Here is a 20981-nt window from a genome sequence, read left to right as displayed (position 1 = left end):
GAGATAAGAAAGGATACAAAATATGGATAGTATTTTAAAAATTGATGGAATTAGCAAGTATTATGGAAATAAATCAAATCTCACTAAGGCAATAGATAATATTTCTTTGGAAGTAGAAAAAGGAGAATTTGTTGCTATTATGGGTGCTAGTGGTTCTGGAAAAACTACGCTACTCAATACTATTTCTACTATTGATAGAGTTACAAGTGGTCATATTTTTTTAGATGGTAAGGATATAACAAAATTAAATGGAAATAAACTTAATAAATTTCGTAGAGAAGAATTAGGATTTATATTTCAAGACTTTAATTTATTAGATACATTAACTGGTTATGAAAATATAGCATTAGCGCTACAAATTCAAAATATTAAAGCAGATGAAATAAAAGAATGTATTAATGAAATTTCTACTAAACTTGATATTTTACAGGTATTAGACAAGTATCCATATCAAATGTCAGGTGGTCAAAAACAAAGAGTTGCAAGTGCTAGGGCAGTAATTACAAATCCTAAGCTAGTATTAGCAGATGAGCCAACCGGTGCACTAGATTCTAGCAGTGCGAGAAAAGTGTTAGAAATATTTCAAGTCTTAAATCAAGAATTAAAATCAACTATATTAATGGTTACACATGATGCTTTTACTGCTAGCTATTCTTCTCGTGTAGTTTTTGTAAAGGATGGAAAAATATTTAATGAATTTATGAGGGGAAATGATAGTAGAAAAGAATTCTTTGAAAGGATACTTGATATTGTTTCATTGCTAGGAGGCGATGTGAATGATGTTATTTAAACTATCTTTCAAAAACATAAAGAAAAGTTTTAGAGATTATGCTATTTACTTTTTTACCCTTATTATAGGAATTTCAATATTTTATATATTTAACTCAATAGAAAGTCAAACTGTAATGTTAAATTTATCTAAATCTACTAATAATGCAGTGGAAATGATTAATAGTGCATTGTCTGGTATAAGTGTATTTGTATCTTTTATTTTAGGATTTTTAATTATTTACGCTAATAAATTTTTGATGAAAAGAAGAAATAAAGAATTTGGTATATATATGACATTGGGTATGGGAAAAGGAAGTATATCAAAAATAATTTTATTTGAAACTATCTTAATAGGTATAATTTCTTTAATTGTAGGATTAGTTTTAGGACTAGCATTATCACAAGTAATGTCAATAGTAGTAGCAAATATGTTTGAAGCAGATATGAATAAATTTAAATTTATAGTTTCATATAGTGCTATTTTAAAAACATCTGTTTATTTTTGCATAATATATTTGATAGTAATGCTATTTAATGTTATACAGGTCAGTAGATGTAAGTTAATTGACTTGATACAAGGAATAAAGAAATCAGAGCAGGTTAAAATTAAAAATCCATATATTTGTATAGTAGTATTTATATTTGCAGTTTGTTTATTATCTTATGCTTACTACAATGTAACTGCTGGTGCAAGTAACTTAGTTGAGTTTAGTAGTGTTTTAATGCAAATGATTTATGGAGCAATAGGTACATTTTTAGTATTTTGGTCTATATCTGGATTGATTTTAAAAATAATAATGTCTATGGAGAATGTTTATTACAAAAATTTAAATAATTTTACATTAAGACAAATTAGTAGCAAAATAAATACAACAGTAGTTTCGATGTCTATAATATGCTTAATGCTATTTTTAACAATATGTATTTTTTCTAGTTCAGTTTCAATGAATACTACTCTTAAAAATAACTTAAAAGAATTAGCAAAAGTAGATATCACTATTAAAAAACTTATAAATTTAGAAAAAGCAGATAATAATGGAAATCAATATTCTAATATTCAAATAGAAAATTCAAAGCAAAGTATTAATCAAACTTTAGCTGACATGAGTTTTGATGTAGATAAAAATTTTAAGGATATAGCTAAGTTTAATACTTATTCTACTAAAGAGGTAGCGTTAAAAGATACATTGGGTAATTATTATGAAGAAGTAAGAAAAGATGATACTTACTCTTATTTTAATACACCAGAGAATATTGTAAAAATAAGTGATTATAATAAAATTGCAAATCTATACAAAAATACAAGATACACTTTAAAAGATAATGAGTATATTATTATTTGTGATTATGAAAGCATGATAGAAATGCGCAATCAAGGTTTAAAAGGTAATCCTTCTATAACCTTAAATGGAAAAACTTACAAACCTAAATACGAAGAATGTAAAGTTGGATTTATTACAATATCAGCGGAACCAAATAATATGGGTATAGTTTTAGTTCCAGATGATGCAGTAGATGAAAGTATGATTACTGAAGAAATTTTAGCTGCAAATTATACAGGAAATAGTAAAATAGATAAACAAAATATTGAAGATGAAATATTTGATATAAAGAATGACTTATATGATAAAAATTTACGCACCTATATTAATACTAAGATAGATATATATAATGATAATATAGGAACTGGTGCAATGGCAACATTTATAGGTCTTTATATAGGAATAGTTTTCTTAATATCTAGTGCAGCTATCCTTGCATTAAAGGAATTATCAGAAAGTGCGGATAATAAGGAACGATATATAACACTAAGAAGAATTGGATTAGATGAAAAAATGATTAATAAATCTTTATTTATACAAATAGGAGTATTTTTTGCTTTTCCGCTAGTGCTTGCAATTATTCATTCTATATTTGGGATACAAGTCTGTAATATGATGTTAGAAACATTTGGTAAAGCAAAAATTATTAAATCTATTATTATGACAACTATATTTTTATTTGTAATATATGGTGGATACTTTATTATTACTTATATATGTAGCAAAAATATAATAAAAGAAGAGCAATAGTTAGTTAATATAAGGACGTGATTTTATGGACAGAATAATAGGATATTTTATAATTGCTATAATTGGATTTTTAGGTGTATGTATTTTATATTCACCAGTATACTTTATTTTGAGAAAAAAGAAGATACCATTTATAAAACAGTTTAGTTGTTTATTGTTAGGATTTAGTATTTTTATTATTTTAGTAATGACAATATTTCTTGGAGGAATAGATTTTAATCCATCAAACAGATTTATAAATTTTGTTCCATTTAAGTTTTTAATTGAGACTTATGATATGGGATATAAAGCAATGATGTCACAAGTAGTTGCTAATATTATAATGTTTATACCGATTGGGTTATTATTACCTATAGTATTAAAAAAATGTAGAGAGTTTAAGTATACATGCTTATACGCATTATTATTTACTTTTTTAATAGAATTTGTACAATATTTTATAGGCAGATCTTGCGATATTGACGATATTATTATGAATTTTATTGGTAGTGTATTAGGTTATGGTATCTATAAATTATTTGATAAAATAATTAAAAATAATTAAGTTATTAAAAATAATATTTATTAGTTATGAAAAGATATTACCAAAATTATGGTGATATCTTTTTTTACATAAAGTATAAATATCATAAAATTAAAATAGAAATATATTTATTATAATCTTGAATAAATTGATTTTTTAGTATATTCAGAAAAACATTATGAAAAAGATAGAATTAAAATAAAAAATATGTTAGAATAATTTTTAAATAAATAGGCAAAATTAGGGAAATCTAATGACGCAAAGCTATAGGGGCTAAGGTTTTATACTATGCCAGCCAGTTGCCAAAGAGTAAATATTCTTTGTATTTTAAGATATTGTGGACTGCTCTTTAGTGCAGTCTTTTTTGCTCTTAGGGTAAATTTTATTATAAAATTTATTTTAAAGGGAGATGAGCCATGAATAAAAAATTTATCATGACAGGATTATTAGTAACTATGTTAGCAACAAATGTTAATATCACAACAGTTTTTGCAAGTGATAGTAAAGTAAAAAAAGATAGTGTAGAAAATTTAAAGGTTTATAGAAAGACAAGTCTAAGTCCTAATGAGGACAACAAAAAATTCAATATACCTTTTCATGCCAGTGAACCACTAGGTATAGAAGTAATGGAAAAAACTGAAGTGGATATTCTCATCAAAGGGAAAGGTGTATCAGGTAGCGCAACATTATCTTTACATGATGTAAATAACTTAAGAGAATTAAAAACTATTAAAGTAGGAGAAAAAACTACTGTAGAAGTTCCTAGAAAAGGTCAATTATTTTTAGAAGTAGGAAATATTAAATATGATGGTAATGTAGATGATGATTTCTCTGTAGATGTAGTAATCACATTAGATGGTAGTGATTATAAAATTACACCTACTTATGATATGAGAAAAGAGAAATTATCTGATAAGGTCATTGTAGATGAGGATGAATTTGAAAACGCTATTTACTCTAATGAAAATAAAGAAGATGGAGCTTTATTTATAAGTGATAATGTAAGACTTTATGTTCCTAAATCAAAATACATACCAAAGAATATAGATGCTAGTGATACACTAGATACACATGAAAGAATTATATCAACATTTAATGAAACAGCAGGATTAAAAGAAGGTAACGATAAAGAAATAAATAGACCAAGAGAAAATTTTGTATTAGTTAGCGCAAGAAATGAACAAGTTGGATATATGTCTGCTGGAGGACAGATGCTAGATACTCTTCCTAAAAATATACATGAATATTTAAAAGACCCCAAAAAATCAGATACATGGGGAATGTATCATGAGTATGGACACATATATGAACAGGGTTGGGGGTTTATAGAGTATTGGAACAATATGTTTGCAAATACACTTAGAAGATTAGACTTTGAAAAACCTCAATGGGCTTGGATTTATGGTGATACAAAAAATAATTATGATGCTGAAACCGTAGTTCCTAGCTATGAAAAGTATTTAAAGTCTGGTTCTAAGGGAAGTATACATTCTATGTACTTCTTCTTAAGTTTCATAGACAACATAGATAGTGAATTTATGGCAAAGGCTGAAACTTATTATAGAGAAAATGGATACCCATATGGCGGATGGGATTATATAGCTTATTTTATTGCAAAAGAGTATAAATTAAATGTAATTCCATATATAGAAGCAACAGGAAATAGTATAACAAGAAGACAGGTAATAGATGATGTAATAAAGAATTCAACGTCAAGCTTTATACATATGTCAGATACAGAAAATTTTGATGAATATAAAAATATATCTATACCTCCAACATTAAAATCAGCATTTGATGGAAGTAATATAGTATTATCAGGAATGAGTAATCCTAACTCAGAAATATTTATAAATGTAGATGGAGTAGAATATAAAACTACTGCTGATGTAAATGGAAAATTTAGTTATGAATTAAGTGAATCTATATCTTTAAATAGTGATATAAAAGTAGCATCTAAAGAAAATGGAAAAGAAAAAAGTTTTTATAAAAAATTAAAAATAGAAGATTCAACAAATGAAATAATATTCAAAGGATATAAAGAGGAAACTTTTTTAACAGTAAAATTTGATGATGAAAATAAAGGTTTTAAAGCTACATCAAGTGGGAAAGTAGCCAACTCTTTCATAGGAGATCAATATATCAAAATAGAACATTATGATAAACATGGAAATAAAAAAGCTACTTATACTTTAAATGGTGGGCAAAATGCTGATGAATTAGCTAAAAAACTAAATTCAACTAAATACAGAGATGGAGACTATTTAAAATTAGATCATACTGAAAAAGGAAGGCTAGCTATTAAAGGTAATGTAAAAAATGCTCCAGGATATATAAATGACAGTCTTACTAATGTTAATTTAAATAGTAGTTATTTTTATATTCAAAAGGGTAAGTTAAATTACTCAGATAAAAGGCTAGATTTAGGATTTAATAAAGATGACTTAGAAGATTTATTAAAAAAGGTGAAAACACTTAAAGAACAAGATTATACAAAAACTACTTTGGCTAAGATGATAGAAAAATCAAATGAAGCTAATGCTGTATATAACAACAATCAAGCAAGTGATGAAGAAATAAGTAATGCAACCATAAGCCTTAAAGAATCTATAGATAATTTAAGAAAAATAAATGAAGTAGTATTTAAAGGATACAACAATGAAACATTTTTGACATTAAACTTTGATACTGATGAAAATAGATTTATAGCAAAATCAAGTGGAAAAGTAGCAAATTCATATATGCATTCAAATGAATATGTAAGAATAGACCATTTTAACAAAAAAGGAGAGAAAAAAGGAAGTTATAAGATGCTAGCAAATCAAAATGCTAATGATGTTGCAAGTAAACTTAATAATTTAGCTTTTAAAGAAGATGATTATATAAAGTTATATCATGCAGAGAAAAACTTAAGATTAGTAATCAATGGATATATGGAAAATTCACCAAAAAATTTAAGTAATGGTGTAGGAAACTTAGACTTAAATAATAGTTTATTCTATTTAACAGGAGAAAGTTTAATTTACTCAGACAAAAAATTGGATTTAAGTGCAAATACGGATGATTTAAAAGAAACAATATCAAAAGCTAATAAACTTGAAGAAAGTAAATATACAAATAGTACTTGGGCAAACCTTAAAGAAAAAATAAACGAAGGCCAAGTAGTAGTAAACACTGAAAATGTTGATGCAGAAGAAGTTGAAAGTGCCATAAATAATATAGAAAAAGCTATAAAAGACTTAAGAGAAATAAATGAGATACAGTTTAAGGGATATAACAATGAAATATTCTTAAAGTTAGGATTTGACATAGAAAATAAAAGGTTTATAGCAACATCAAGTGGAACAGTAGCTAATACATATATGGGAAGTGCAGTATATACAACAATAGAGCATTACAATAAAAAAGGTGAGTTACAAAATAAATACTCAATAAAAGGAAATGAAAATGCAAACAGTATAGCAGAAAAATTAAATCAAGTTCAATATAGAGATGGAGATTACTTAAAGTTAAGTCATTCAGAAAAAAATAGACGATTGGCCGTGATTGGATATGTGGAAAATACACCACATGATTTAAGTAATGGAGTAGGTGAATTAAGTTTAAATAAAAGTATATTTTATCTAGGAGGAGACAATATCTATTACTCAAATGAGAAATTAGATATATCAGCAGATAAAAATGAATTAATATTAGAAATATCAAAAGGAAAAGAGATAAAAGAGAGTTTATACACAAAATTAACTTATGAAAAATTACAAGATGCAATAACAGAAGGAGAAAAAGTAATAGATGCGTCAAATGTATATGAAGAAGAAATTCAAGAAGTGATAAGTAAAATAAAATTTGCTATAGAAAATTTAAGAGAAATAAATGATATACAGTTTAAAGGATATAACAATGAAATATTCTTAAAGTTAGGATTTGATACAGAAAATAAAAGGTTTGTAGCAACGTCAACTGGAAAAATAGCTAATACATATATGGGTGAAGCTGTGTATATAACAATAGAACATTACAATAAAGATGGACAACTGCAAGGTAGATACTTAGTAAAAGGTAATGAAGCAGCTGACAGTATAGCACAAAGGTTGAATAATGCTTCGTATAGTGATGGAGATTATTTAAAGTTATCTCATTTAGAGAAAAATAGGAGACTAGCAATAAAAGGATTTGTAGAAAATACACCACATGATTTAAGTTCTGGTGTGTTATCATTGGATTTAAGTAATAGTATGTTTAATTTAGGGGGAGAAAATTTAATTTATTCTCATATGCAATAAATTTACTTCGTATTTTACGAACTGATATTTCATTTATAAAATATGTAATGGCTATATTAAGATATCTATCTAAATATCTAAATATAGCTTTTTTATTATGATTATTAAAAAAGATACTATTGGTTTTATATTATTTTTATGAGTAATTAAAGATACATTAATATATTTAAAATAAATAAGTTAATATAAGTATTAAATAGCTAAAGGGTCGAATTTAATTGATAAAAAAATATAAATATATTAATATTATACAATGTACAGTATTAATATATTTATATTTGATTAGGAGATGGTAAATATAAAGTTAGAAAAAAAGAGTATAACATATAAGTTATTCTTAGTTTTATTTGGGCTTTCAGTATCTGTTTCCATGATTTTAGGAGTATGGTTTATAAAGGATACGAATAGAACTGTAGAAAAAGAAATGTATAATATGAGCAATCAAACTTTAAATCAAATAAGCAATAATGTTTCTTTGTTATTAGCTAATGTGGAAAGTATAGCAAAAAGAATTTCTATAGACAGTAAGTTAATCGAAATATTATCAATTCCAAAAAAAGATTTAGATAAATATAAATTACACAATAAAGAAATGGACTCTTATGCAGAGGGTCTTTTAACAGATGAAGTTTGGAAATATGGAAATTTTAATATGAAACCAGAATTATATGTTATAGGTGAAAATGGATTAGTTTATGATACTTATTCAAAAACAAAATATAATCTTAATGATATAAAGCGAAATAACTGGTATGAAAAAATTGTTAAAGCTGATGGAAAAACAATATTGATAAATACATATAAAGATGAAAATGCAATTGGACCATATAAATGTATATTTAAGATGGGAAGATTGATAAAAGACTTGATAACAGGAGAAACTTTAGGTGTACTTATAATAGATATAAGTGAAACTATTTTATATGATAAATACTCAGAAGTACTGACAGAAGGAAGTTATATCTATATTATAGATGAATATGGAAGTATAATATCAACAAAAGATAAAAGATTAATAGGAACTAACTATATCAACGGAATTAAAATAAAAAAATCTTTAATTTATGAAGATGAACATAAAGTCGAAAGAGATAACGTCAAGTATATGCAAGTTACCTCTAATTTAAATGAATATGGATGGGCTATAGTTGAAGAAATTCCCTTAAGTGTTATAAGACAACCTATAGATGATTTAACTGAAAAGGCAATATTAGTTTTGCTTTTAGTAAGTATAGTATCGATTATAGTATCTTATAGATTATCCGTAAGTATAACTAGACCAATATTAAATATAAGAAATAACATGAATGAAGTTATGGAAGGTAATTTGAAAATACAAATTAAAGAGAATAGATATGATGAAATAGGACAATTAGAAAAATCTTTTAATGGCATGGTTAGATGGTTAGAAGAATCTATAGATGAGATTAAAAATAAAGAAGAACAAAAAAGAACTGCAGAATTAAGCTTCCTTCAAGCTCAAATAAATCCACATTTTTTATACAATACTTTAAGTGGTATAAGATTTTTAGTTTCAATGAATAAAGTAGAAGAATCTGAAGAAATGCTTTATAGATTTACGAAACTACTTAGAAGTTTGTTGCCTAAATCAAGTGAGATGATAAGATTAGAAGAAGAAATTGAAAATATAAAAAATTATACTGAGCTACAAAAAATGAGATATCCAGATTGTTTTGAAGTTATTTATGATATAGATTCCAATATAAATGATTTTAAAGTTCCATCATTTATATTACAGCCAATTGTAGAAAATGCAATTTTATATAGTATGGAAAAGGAAGATAATTTAGGTGAAATAAGTGTCTCTGGATATAGAAGCAAAGAAGGTATAAGAATAGTAATAGAAGATAATGGAATCGGAATGTCTAGAAATAAGTTAGAGAGTATTTTAAGTAAAGAAGCAAGTATAAATAGAGTTGGGCTTATAAATGTCCAAGAAAGAGTTCAATTAAATTATGGATTAGAATACGGTTTAGAAATAGAAAGTGTAGAAGGAGAGGGAAGTAAAGTAACATTTATATTACCAAATTAGGGAGGTTAATATGTTAGATATATTAGTAGTAGAAGACGAAGCACCAATCAGAGATTGGGTAGTATATACAATTTCAAATATATCAAGTAACTTTAATGTTTTAAAAAGTGCATGTAATGGAAAAGAAGCTTATGAATTAGCTGTTAAGTTAAAACCAGATGTAATAATTAGCGATATAAAGATGCCTATAATGGATGGAATAGAGTTAACAAAAAAATAAAGGATGTAATGCCAGATGTTGTAGTAGTATTATTAACTAATTATGCGGAGTTTTCATATGCAAAGCAAGCAATTAGCTGTGGTGTATATGAATATTTAATAAAATCAGATATAAGACCAAAGGAGTTAAAAGAGTTATTAGATCGTATAGATAGTAACATAAAAAATGATAAAGAAGAGGAAATATTAACAAATAAAAATAGTGATATTGAAAGTATTCAAAGTAAAAAGTACTCTAAAGCTATAGACAAGGCTATAGAATATATTGAGTTGAATTATAAAGAACATATATCTTTAAGTATTATATCTAAATATGTTTATTTATCGCCGGAGTATTTTTCTCGTCTTTTTAAAGAAGAAGTTGGAGAAAATTTTATAACGTATTTAACTTTATATAGAATGAAAAAAGCAGAATATCTTATAAAAAACACAGATATGAAAATTGCTCAAATTTCAAATGAAGTAGGATATTCAAACTCAGGATATTTTTCTAAATCATATAAAAAATATAAAGGTGTATCTCCAGATGAAGATAGATACTAAAATTAATATATTTCACAAATATCAAAATTTTACATTAAAGGTAACTCTTTTAAGAAATATACATCAATATTATTGAGAGAGTTATCAATATAATCTATAGAAAGAAAACGTTTTATTTAATATAATCTTAGTAAAGTAGAAATAAAAAATTTAAAAGCTGCTTTGCTATGATCAAACATAGGGGGCACAATATGTTAAAGTATTACAAAAAAATAGTTATGATAATTTTACTAACAATATCAGCTGTCCTTATAATAATAAGTTCTAGTAAATATAATAAAGAAATGCAAAATAGTTTATTTACAAATACTACAGCTGGAAATAAAAAGGTGGCTATTATTTTTAGCACAGCAGGGTTAGGTGATAAGTCATTTAATGATTTATGCTATGATGGAGCATTAAAAGCTCAAGAAGAGTTAGGAGTTGAGTTTGATTATTCAGAACCTAAATCTGAAGATGATTATGAAAAAATTTGTAGAGAATATGCAAAAAGTCAAAATTATGAACTAATCATATCAATTGGATTAGATCATGAAAAATCTGTTAGTAAAGTTTCCAAAGAGTTTTTAGATCAAAAATTTTCAATACTAGACTCTAAAATAGAATTACCAAATGTAAGCTCTACATATACAAACTGGCCTGAACAAATATTTTTAAATGGTGTTATGGCAGGGCTAATTACAAAATATGAAAATAAGAGTTTAGATAAAAGTAATTCATTAGGTGTTATATTAGGAAAAGATATGCAGCATCTTAGAGAAGGTGCAATTGGATTTGAAGCAGGAGCTAAGTATGTAAATCCAGATATAGATGTAATATTAGGAGTTGTAGATGATTTTGATAATCCAGCAAAAGCAAAAGAAATAGCACTTTCAATGTATAGTAAGGGTGTAAATTATATACAACATATAGCTGGAGAGTCTGGCCTTGGAGTTTTTGCGGCAGCTAAAGAAACAGATAAGTATGCATTTGGAATAGATGATAATCAAAACTTATTTGAACCAAATCATATAGTATCTACAGCAACAAGATATGCCAATGAAATTATATACAATGAAATTAAGTCCATTACAAATAATACTTGGGAAAATGGCGTACATCAATTTGGAATAAAGGAAAACGTTATAGGTTATACAACAAAAGGTTCAAATGTTTCTGTATCACCAAAAATAATAGAAATAGTAGAAAAGATTAAAACTCAAATAATAGAAGATAAAATAAAAATACCTTCAAATGAAAAAGAGTTAGAAAAATGGAATAAAGAAAATCAATATAAAAATTAAACTATAAGGGAGAGAGTATCATGAGACTATACGATATTATAGCTAAAAAAAGAGATAAAAAGGAATTATCTAAAGAAGAAATTGAATTTTTCATAGAAAAATACACTGATGGTAAAATACCTGATTATCAAGCATCAGCATTATTAATGGCTATATATTTAAATGGATTTACTAAAGAAGAAACTGCAAATCTTACAATGGCAATGGTAAATTCAGGAGATGTTGTAGATCTTAGTATGATAGAAGGAATAAAACTTGATAAGCACAGTACAGGAGGAGTTGGAGATAAAACATCTCTTATATTAGTACCAATGGTTGCAGCTGCAGGTGGAAAAGTAGCGAAGTTATCAGGTAGAGGATTAGGTCATACAGGAGGAACTCTTGATAAATTAGAATCAATCCCAGGATTTAATATATCAGTTGAAGAAGATAAATTTATAGATATGGTAAAAAATGCAGGACTAGTTATAGCAGGTCAAACTCAAAACTTAGTTCCAGCTGATAAAAAAATATATGCTTTAAGAGATGTTACTGCAACAGTAGATAGTATACCTCTAATAGCAGCAAGTATAATGAGTAAAAAAATAGCATCAGGTTCAGATGCAATAGTGTTAGATGTTAAATATGGTGAAGGTGCATTTATGAAAACAGCACAAGATGCTGAAAAATTAGCAACTGCAATGGTTGATATAGGTAAGAGCGTAGGAAGAAATACATCAGCTGCAATAACTTTAAATGGAGAACCATTAGGTTATGCAATAGGAAATGCACTTGAATTAAAAGAAGTTATAGAAGTACTAAAGGGTGAAGGACCAGAAGACTTAAGAGAATTATGCTTACAATTAGGAGCTCAAATGCTTAAGCTTGGAAATATAGAACAAGATGTTGAAAAAGGAAGAGTTAAATTAGAATCTATATTAAAAAATAAAAGTGCATTATCTAAACTTAGAGAATTAGTAGTACTTCAAGGTGGAGATCCAAAAGTTATAGATAACCCTGAATTATTCACAATAGCACCTTTAACTCATAAAGTTAAAGCTACTAAAGAAGGATATGTATATGATTTAAATGCAGAAGGTGTTGGAGTATCATCATTACTTACAGGGGCTGGAAGACATACAAAAGATGATGATCTAGATTATGGAGCAGGTATAATACTTGAAAAGAAAATGGGTGACTATGTAAAAGTTGGAGATGTATTAGCTACATTATATTCAAGTGATGAATCTAAATTTGAAAAAGCAGAAGAAGAATTACAAAGAGCTTACAATATACAAAATCAAAAGCCACAAAAGAGCCCAATAATACACAAAATAATAAGATAGTAAACAAAGAATATAAAGTACTTAAAGTTTAAACATAACTAAAAATCTAAATCATGCATCTAAAAAGTTATAAATAAGGAGATAAGAATTATGGATAACAAAACAATTTTAAAAGCAGTAGATCATACTTTATTAAAGCAAACAGCAACATGGAATGATATAAAAATAATATGTGATGATGCAATTAAATATGAAGTAGCATCAGTTTGTATACCACCATCATTTGTAAAACAAGCTAAAGAATATGTAGGGAACAAAATGAAAGTTTGTACAGTTATAGGATTCCCTAATGGATATAATACAACAGCAGTAAAAGTATTTGAAACTAAGGATGCTATACAAAATGGTGCAGATGAAATAGATATGGTAATAAATTTAAGTATGTTAAAAGATAAAAAATACGATGAAATAACTAAAGAAATAAGACAAATAAAAGAAGCTTGTGGTGAAAATATATTAAAAGTTATAATAGAAACTTGCCTTTTAACAGAAGATGAAAAAATAAAAATGTGTAAGTGTGTAACTGATGCAAAGGCTGATTTTATAAAAACATCTACAGGATTTAGCACCGGTGGAGCAACTGCTGAAGATATAGTTTTATTTAAAGAGAATGTAGGCGAAAATGTTTCAATAAAAGCAGCTGGAGGAATAAAAGATTTAGATACGGCTAAGGATTTTATAGCTAAAGGATCTTCAAGACTTGGGACAAGTTCTATAATAAAAATAATCAATAATGAAGAAGTAGCGGGGTATTAAAATGAAAAAGTTTAATAGAGTATTTTTAACTGTATTAGACTCAGTAGGTATAGGTGCTCTAGAAGATGCAAATGAGTATGGTGACTTAGGAGCTAATACTATTTGCAACATAGCTAAATCAACAGGAGGGCTTAGCCTTCCTAACCTACAAAAAATGGGTCTAGGTAATATATCTAATATAGAAGGTGTTAATCCAACAGATAGTCAAACTTCATATACGACTAAATGTAGAGAATTATCTAAAGGTAAAGATACAATAACAGGTCATTGGGAGATGGCAGGAATTCTTATAAAAGAACCTTTTAAAGTATTTACAGATACGGGTTTTCCAAAGGAGCTTATAGATGAACTTGAAGAAAAAAGTGGTCATAAATTTATAGGAAATATTTCTGCATCAGGTACAGAAATAATAAAAAATTTAGGTGAAGAACATCTAAAAACTAAAAGTTTAATACTTTACACATCAGCAGATAGTGTTTTACAAATTGCTGCAAATGAAGAAATAATACCACTTGAAGAGCTATATAGAGTTTGTGAAGTAGCAAGAGAAATTACTTTAAAGGAAGAATACAAAGTAGCAAGAATAATAGCAAGACCATTTGTTGGAACTAATAAAGAAAACTTTACAAGAACTTCAAATAGAAAAGATTATGCTCTAAAACCACCAACTAAAACAATTTTAGATGCACTTTATGAAAATAATTTAGATGTAGTTGGAATTGGTAAGATAGGAGATATATACTCATATCAAGGAATAACAAAGAGTATAAAAACAAAGAGCAATGAAGATGGAATGAATAAAACTATAGAGATTGCAAGGGATGGATCTTATAAAGGTTTAATATTCTTAAACTTAGTAGATTTTGATGCATTATATGGACATAGAAGAGATAGTGAAGGATATAAGAGAGCATTAGAAGAATTTGATTCTCAATTAGGAATTCTTATCAAAGAACTTAAAGAAGATGATCTTTTAATAATAACTGCAGATCATGGAAATGATCCTACATTCAAAGGAACTGATCATACTAGAGAATATGTTCCAGTATTAGTTTACAGTAAACAAATAGAAAAATGTAATCAAATGCCTATTTTAGAAAGTATGGCAGATATAGGAGTAACAATATTAGATAATTTTAATGACAATAATAAAGAATATGATTTTGAAATAGGAAAATCATTTTTACAAAATATAAAATAATTGAGGTGGACGATATGAATAACTTATTTGATAGAATAAATGAAAGTGCAGAGTATATAAAATCTAAAATAGATGTGGTACCAACAATAGGATTAATATTAGGATCGGGATTAGGTGTTTTAGCAGATGAAATAGAAAATCCAGTAGAAATAAGCTATCATGATATACCAAATTTCCCAGTATCAACTGTAGAAGGTCATAAGGGACAACTAGTTATAGGGAAATTACAAGGTAAAAATGTAGTAGCTATGCAAGGAAGATTTCACTATTATGAAGGATATGCAATGCAAGAAACGACATTCCCAGTAAGAGTTATGAAAGCTTTAGGAGTGGAAACTGTATTTGTAACAAATGCTGCAGGTGGTGTTAATAAAGACTATACACCAGGAGATTTAATGATAATAAAAGATCATATAAATTTTGGAGGATATAATCCATTAATAGGAAAAAATGATGATAGATTAGGAGTTAGATTCCCTGATATGTCAACAGCATACACTCCAGAGTATATAGAATTAACTAGAAAATGTGCAAAAGAATTAGAAATAGATGTAAAAGAAGGTGTTTATACATTCTTTACAGGGCCAACATATGAAACACCAGCTGAAGTAAAAATGGCAAGAATAATGGGATCAGATGCAGTAGGAATGTCTACAGTTCCAGAAGTTATAGTTGCATCACATAGTGGACTTAAAGTAGTAGGTATATCTTGTATAACTAATATGGCATCGGGAATACTAGAACAACCATTAAATCATGAAGAAGTTATAGAAACAACTCAAAGAGTAAAACAACAGTTTTTAAATTTAGTAAAGAAAATAGTTAGTGAAATATAATAGTTAATCTAAAAGCAGAGGGTGATAAGATGACAATAATATTAAACATATTAGGAATAATAGTATTATTAGGTGTACTATACCTAACATCATCTAATAAAAAAGATGTTAATAAAAAAATGATATTAAAAGCAATTTTAATTCAGTTTGTAATAGCATTTTTATTAGTAAAGTTTCCGTTAGGCCAAATGGCTTTAGAAAAGGTATCTGATGGTGTAACTAGTATTTTAAATTACGGAGCACAAGGATTAACATTTATATTTGGTTCATTAGAAGATGCAGGTGCTCCAACAGGTTTTATATTTGGTATTCAGGTTTTAGGTAATATAATATTTATATCATCATTAGTAGCTGCATTATACTATCTTGGTATTCTTGGAGCAATAGTTAAAGTAATTGGTGGAATAGTAGGTAAAACTCTTGGAACTAGCAATGTAGAAAGTTTTGTTGCTGTTGCGAACGTATTTTTAGGTCAAACAGAGTCTCCAATACTTGTATCTAAGTATTTAGGGCGTATGACTGAAAGTGAAATAATGTTAGTTTTAATATCAGGAATGGGTAGTATGTCTGCAACTGTACTTATGGGATATACGGCAATGGGTATACCTATGAAGAATCTTTTAATAGCTGGAGCGCTAGTTCCATTAGGTAGTATAATAGTATCAAAAATGATACTTCCAGAAGTTGCTATTGACAGAGTTAGTGTTACTAACACTAAAGTAGAAAATGGTGATGTAGATGTTATAGCAAAAACTGAAATTGCTTCAACAACGGCTATAGAGGAAGTAAGTATGGATAATAAAGGTGACAATGCAAATCTTATATCTGCAATATCTCAAGGAGCTAATGAAGGTCTTCAAATGGCTTTAGGTATAGGAGCATCGCTAATTGCAATAATATCTTTAGTAGCATTAGTTAATGGTATATTAGGTATAGTTGGAGTATCATTAGAACAAATCTTATCATGGATATTTTCACCTATAGGATACTTGATGGGTCTTGGCAAGGAACATGCATTTACAGCAGGTCAATTACTTGGAAGTAAGTTAATATTAAATGAATTTGTTGCTTTTGGAGAATTAGGGAAGATATTAAATACATTAGATTATAGAACAGGTTTAATGTTATCAATATCTCTGGCAGGATTTGCAAATCTTGCTAGTATGGGTATATGTATATCAGGTATATCAGTATTCTGCCCAGAAAAAAGAGATATATTATCAAGATTAGCATTTAGAGGAATGTTAGGTGGATTCTGTGTAAGTTTATTAAGTTCTTTAATAGTAGGTTTAATAATAGCTATATAATATAAATTTACTATAATTAATAATTTAATTGATAACTATTTTGCCCACATATTCATTAGTGCTAATCAATATGTGGGCGAATTTGTTTAAAAATATATAAAAAATCGAAAACTAAAAAGGAGAAGCTATATGTATAATAATTTACAAAATCATGCTATAAACATAAGAAAAAATATAGTAAACATGGTAACTGAATCAAAATCAGGTCACCCAGGTGGATCACTATCGGCAGTAGAAATACTTACATACTTATATTTTAAAGAAATGAATATAAATAAAGACAATCTAGATAGTAAAGAAAGAGATTATTTTGTACTTAGTAAAGGTCATGCAGCTCCAGTATTATATTCAACATTAAGTGAAAAAGGGTTTATACCTCAAAAAGACTTAATGACTTTAAGAAAATTAGGTTCTAAATTACAAGGACATCCAGATAGTAAAAAAATAAAAGCAGTAGATATAGCAACAGGTTCACTAGGACAAGGTATATCTAATGCAGTGGGACTTGCAATAGGAGCTAAAATAGACAAAGATAGTTCTAGAGTATATTCATTATTAGGAGATGGAGAGTTACAAGAAGGACTAGTATGGGAAGCTTTTATGAGTGCAGCTCATTATAAATTAGATAATTTAGTGGCTTTTATAGATTATAATAAATTACAAATCGATGGAAATAACGATGATGTAATGGGAATTAAACCATTAGATAAGAAGTTTGAAAGCTTTGGATGGAATGTATTAGTTATAGATGGACATGACTTTAAAGAAATAGAATGTGCATTAAATAAAGCAAAAGAAACAAAAGGAAAGCCAACAGTAATAATAGCTAACACTATAAAAGGAAAAGGCGTATCATTTATGGAAAATAATGCAGGATGGCATGGAACTGCACCAAATATAGAGCAAAGAGACATGGCAATAAATGAATTAGAAGAAATGAGAAAGGGGTGCTTATAATGGGATTAGCAACAAGAGAAGCATATGGAAAGGCATTAGTTGAATTAGGAGCTGAAAATAAGGATATAGTTGTATTAGATGCAGACCTTTCAAAATCTACTAAAACAGCAGATTTTTCAAAAGCATATCCAGAAAGATTTATAAATGCAGGTATAGCAGAGCAAAATTTATTAGGTATGAGTGCAGGTTTAGCTAGATATGGTAAAATACCTTTTGCAAGTACATTTGCAGTATTCGCATCAGGAAGAGCTTTTGAAATAATAAGAAACTCAATATGTTACCCAAATGCTAATGTAAAAATAGCCGCAACTCATGCAGGAATAACAGTAGGAGAAGATGGTGGATCTCATCAATCAATAGAAGATATAGCAATAATGAACTCTCTTCCAAATATGAGTGTATTAGTTCCAGCTGATGCAAAAGAAACAAATGAAATAATAAAATATGCTGCAAAGCATAATGGACCTGTTTACATAAGATTAGGAAGATTAAATAGTGAAGATATATTTGAAGATGACTATAAATTTGAATATGGTAAGGGAGTTTGTATAAAGGATGGTAAAGACTGTACAATAGTAGCTACAGGTCTTATGACAGCTATAGCAAAGAAAGCTTGTGAATTACTAAAAGAAGAAAATATAGATGTTAGACTTATACATATGCCTACTATAAAGCCTATAGATAGAGAAATAATAGAGAAGGCTTCAAAAGAAACTAATTTTATATTAACTTGTGAAGAACATTCTGTTATAGGTGGATTAGGACAAATTGTAGCATCAGTTACATCAGAAACAGTACCTACTAAAGTAGTTAAATTAGGTGTTAATGATGTATTTGGAGAATCAGCAACTCCGAAAGAATTATTAGAAAAGCATGGATTAACTAGTGAAAACATAGTTAAGTTAATAAAAGAAAATTTAAATAAATAGGGGGAAATTAAGGATATGAAAATATTTATAGATACAGCAAATATAAGTGAGATAGTAGAAGCTAATAGTTGGGGAATAATAGATGGAGTTACTACAAATCCTTCTCTTATAGCTAAAGAAGGCAGAGATTTACAAGAGGTTATAAATGAAATATGTTCTATAGTAGATGGGCCAATAAGTGCAGAGGTTATAAGTTTAGAAGCTGATAAAATGGTTGAAGAAGCTATGGAATTAGTTAAATTACATAAAAATATAGTTATAAAAATACCTATGTGTATAGAAGGACTAAAAGCTGTTAAAGTATTAACTGATAAAGGAATAAAAACTAATGTAACTTTAATATTCTCATCTCAGCAAGCTTTACTTGCGGCTAAAGCAGGAGCTACATATGTAAGTCCTTTTGTAGGAAGAGTTGATGATATAGGAGCTAGAGGTGTTGAGTTAATAACAGAAATTGCTAGCATATTTGAAGTTCACAATATGCAAACAGAAATAATATCAGCAAGTATAAGAAATCCTATACATGTATCAGAATGTGCATTAGCAGGATCAGATATTGCTACAATACCATTTAATGTGTTAAAACAAATGGCTAAGCATCCTCTTACTGATATAGGAATAGAAAAGTTTTTAGCAGATTATAATAGAAAATAAAAGCAATGGGATATATTAAAAGTTTAATATATCCCATTATTTTTATGTTTTATTAAATTATATTATAAGCACATTTTTATTTATTTTATTAGTTTAAGATTTTATCATAAAATATTATTTTATAATCATAAAAGTACTCTAGATTTATTGAGAACGTCCGTATATAAAAATAAGTAATAATATTTTGATAATTATAAAATTTATAATATAAGAGTTTATAATATAGGAGGCCACTATGAGTTTTTCAGAAAATACAAGTCAAACAAAAATACTTTTGGAATCAGGAACTAATGAACTTGAAATTATGGAGTTTACTATTTCAGGAGAACTGTTTGGTATAAATGTAGCAAAAGTTCGTGAGATTATGATGGTTCAAGAAGTTAAAAAAATGCCAAATGCACATAATGTTGTAGAAGGAGTATTTCAATCAAGGGATGAAATTATTACAGTAATAGATTTGGGAAAATATTTAAATATTCCTAAATCTGAAAACTCAGGTAAGGACATATTTATAGTTACTTACTTTAATAAATTAAATGTTGCCTTTCATGTTGATTCAGTTGTTGGTATTAATCGAGTTTCTTGGAAAGATATAAATAAACCAGATAGAGTTATTTATGGTGGAGATGAAGGAGTTGCAACAGGTATTGCGCAATATAGAGACAGACTTATAACTATTTTAGACTTTGAAAAAATAGTTGCAGAAATTAGCCCTGAATCTAGTATTCAATTTGAATCTTTAGATAGACTAGGTGAGCGTGAAAATAGTGATAAAACTATATTAATTGTAGAAGACTCAATGTTACTTTCTAAAATGATTGTTGAATGTCTACATAAAGCAGGATATAAAAATACTGTTAAAGTAGATAATGGGCAAGAAGCATGGGATTATTTAGAAGAATGTAAAACTTCAGGTGATCCAATTAAAAAGCATGTTTCATGTATAGTATCGGATATTGAAATGCCGTTAATGGACGGACATAGATTAACAAAACTTGTTAAAGAAGATAGTGTTCTTAAAGACATTCCACTAATATTATTCTCTTCTTTAATAAGTGAAGAAATACATATTAAAGGTAAAGCACTTGGAGCAGATGAACAAATAACTAAACCGGAAATAGCTAATCTTGTTAGCATTATCGATAGATTAACAGAGGCAGTACAATAAGGTAATGATAATAAATTATATAGTAATTAAATATAAAAGTTATATATAAAATGTATTAAAACTATAAAAAGGTATTAGCTAAAAAGTTAATACCTTTTTTT

17 protein-coding genes and 1 riboswitch are annotated in these 20981 nt (G+C 27.3%); all 17 genes read left to right on the top strand.

Annotated features, from left to right (window positions below; translation table 11 throughout):
• The first annotated feature begins 22 nt into the window (after nt 1–22).
• The 17 genes from JWF52_RS07135 to JWF52_RS07060 all read left to right on the top strand — a co-directional run bounded on the left by JWF52_RS07135 (nt 23) and on the right by JWF52_RS07060 (nt 20880).
• Nucleotides 23–790 carry an ABC transporter ATP-binding protein gene (locus JWF52_RS07135; protein ID WP_208332881.1) on the top strand — a complete coding sequence of 256 codons (768 nt, stop codon included), beginning with the start codon at nt 23–25 and terminating at the stop codon, nt 788–790.
• Nucleotides 777–2843, top strand: coding sequence for an ABC transporter permease (locus JWF52_RS07130; protein WP_286184045.1), 2067 nt, complete (start codon nt 777–779; stop codon nt 2841–2843). Before JWF52_RS07135 ends, JWF52_RS07130 begins: the two co-directional genes overlap by 14 nt.
• A 25-nt stretch (nt 2844–2868) precedes the next feature.
• Nucleotides 2869–3387 (top strand): VanZ family protein, encoded by a 519-nt coding sequence (locus tag JWF52_RS07125; RefSeq protein ID WP_208332880.1) that lies wholly within the window; start codon nt 2869–2871, stop codon nt 3385–3387.
• A gap of 202 nt (nt 3388–3589) precedes the next feature.
• A riboswitch (cyclic di-GMP riboswitch) is annotated at nt 3590–3673 on the top strand.
• Nucleotides 3674–3782: 109 nt separating this feature from the next.
• Nucleotides 3783–7649: a putative mucin/carbohydrate-binding domain-containing protein gene (locus JWF52_RS07120; protein WP_208332879.1), complete on the top strand. Its 3867-nt coding sequence runs from the start codon at nt 3783–3785 to the stop codon at nt 7647–7649.
• Between the two features lie 289 nt (nt 7650–7938).
• Nucleotides 7939–9702, top strand: coding sequence for a cache domain-containing sensor histidine kinase (locus JWF52_RS07115; protein ID WP_208332878.1), 1764 nt, complete (start codon nt 7939–7941; stop codon nt 9700–9702).
• 10 nt (nt 9703–9712) lie between these two features.
• Nucleotides 9713–9922 carry a response regulator gene (locus JWF52_RS19255; protein ID WP_286184044.1) on the top strand — a complete coding sequence of 70 codons (210 nt, stop codon included), beginning with the start codon at nt 9713–9715 and terminating at the stop codon, nt 9920–9922.
• Between the two features lie 8 nt (nt 9923–9930).
• Nucleotides 9931–10464: a response regulator transcription factor gene (locus JWF52_RS07110; protein WP_286184043.1), complete on the top strand. Its 534-nt coding sequence runs from the start codon at nt 9931–9933 to the stop codon at nt 10462–10464.
• A 191-nt stretch (nt 10465–10655) separates the two neighbouring features.
• A complete protein-coding gene (locus tag JWF52_RS07105) occupies nt 10656–11747 on the top strand; it encodes a BMP family lipoprotein (protein ID WP_208332877.1) in 1092 nt (363 codons plus the stop codon).
• A gap of 20 nt (nt 11748–11767) precedes the next feature.
• Entirely contained in the window at nt 11768–13072 is a 1305-nt protein-coding gene (locus JWF52_RS07100; protein WP_208332876.1) for a pyrimidine-nucleoside phosphorylase, read from the top strand.
• 90 nt (nt 13073–13162) lie between these two features.
• Nucleotides 13163–13828: a deoxyribose-phosphate aldolase gene (gene deoC, locus JWF52_RS07095; protein ID WP_208332875.1), complete on the top strand. Its 666-nt coding sequence runs from the start codon at nt 13163–13165 to the stop codon at nt 13826–13828.
• Nucleotide 13829: 1 nt separating this feature from the next.
• Nucleotides 13830–15029, top strand: coding sequence for a phosphopentomutase (locus JWF52_RS07090; RefSeq protein WP_208332874.1), 1200 nt, complete (start codon nt 13830–13832; stop codon nt 15027–15029).
• Between the two features lie 14 nt (nt 15030–15043).
• Complete coding sequence (locus JWF52_RS07085) at nt 15044–15865, top strand: purine-nucleoside phosphorylase (RefSeq protein ID WP_208332873.1); 822 nt, start codon at nt 15044–15046, stop codon at nt 15863–15865.
• A 29-nt stretch (nt 15866–15894) separates the two neighbouring features.
• Nucleotides 15895–17172 carry a NupC/NupG family nucleoside CNT transporter gene (locus JWF52_RS07080; protein WP_208332872.1) on the top strand — a complete coding sequence of 426 codons (1278 nt, stop codon included), beginning with the start codon at nt 15895–15897 and terminating at the stop codon, nt 17170–17172.
• 129 nt (nt 17173–17301) lie between these two features.
• Nucleotides 17302–18129 (top strand): transketolase, encoded by an 828-nt coding sequence (locus JWF52_RS07075; RefSeq protein WP_208332871.1) that lies wholly within the window; start codon nt 17302–17304, stop codon nt 18127–18129.
• Nucleotides 18129–19058, top strand: coding sequence for a transketolase family protein (locus JWF52_RS07070; protein WP_208332870.1), 930 nt, complete (start codon nt 18129–18131; stop codon nt 19056–19058). The genes JWF52_RS07075 and JWF52_RS07070 overlap by 1 nt, the downstream gene beginning before the upstream one ends.
• Nucleotides 19059–19073: 15 nt before the next feature.
• The gene (gene fsa, locus JWF52_RS07065) at nt 19074–19712 is read left to right on the top strand and encodes a fructose-6-phosphate aldolase (protein ID WP_208332869.1); all 639 of its coding nucleotides are present in this window, start codon (nt 19074–19076) and stop codon (nt 19710–19712) included.
• 235 nt (nt 19713–19947) lie between these two features.
• Nucleotides 19948–20880: a chemotaxis protein gene (locus JWF52_RS07060; RefSeq protein WP_208332868.1), complete on the top strand. Its 933-nt coding sequence runs from the start codon at nt 19948–19950 to the stop codon at nt 20878–20880.
• Nucleotides 20881–20981 lie beyond the last annotated feature (101 nt).

The organism is Clostridium sp. CCUG 7971 (assembly GCF_017590215.1).
Taxonomy (GTDB): domain Bacteria; phylum Bacillota; class Clostridia; order Peptostreptococcales; family Peptostreptococcaceae; genus Faecalimicrobium.
The sequence above is the reverse complement of the archived record's forward strand: the minus strand, read 5'-3'. Positions and strand labels throughout refer to the sequence as shown.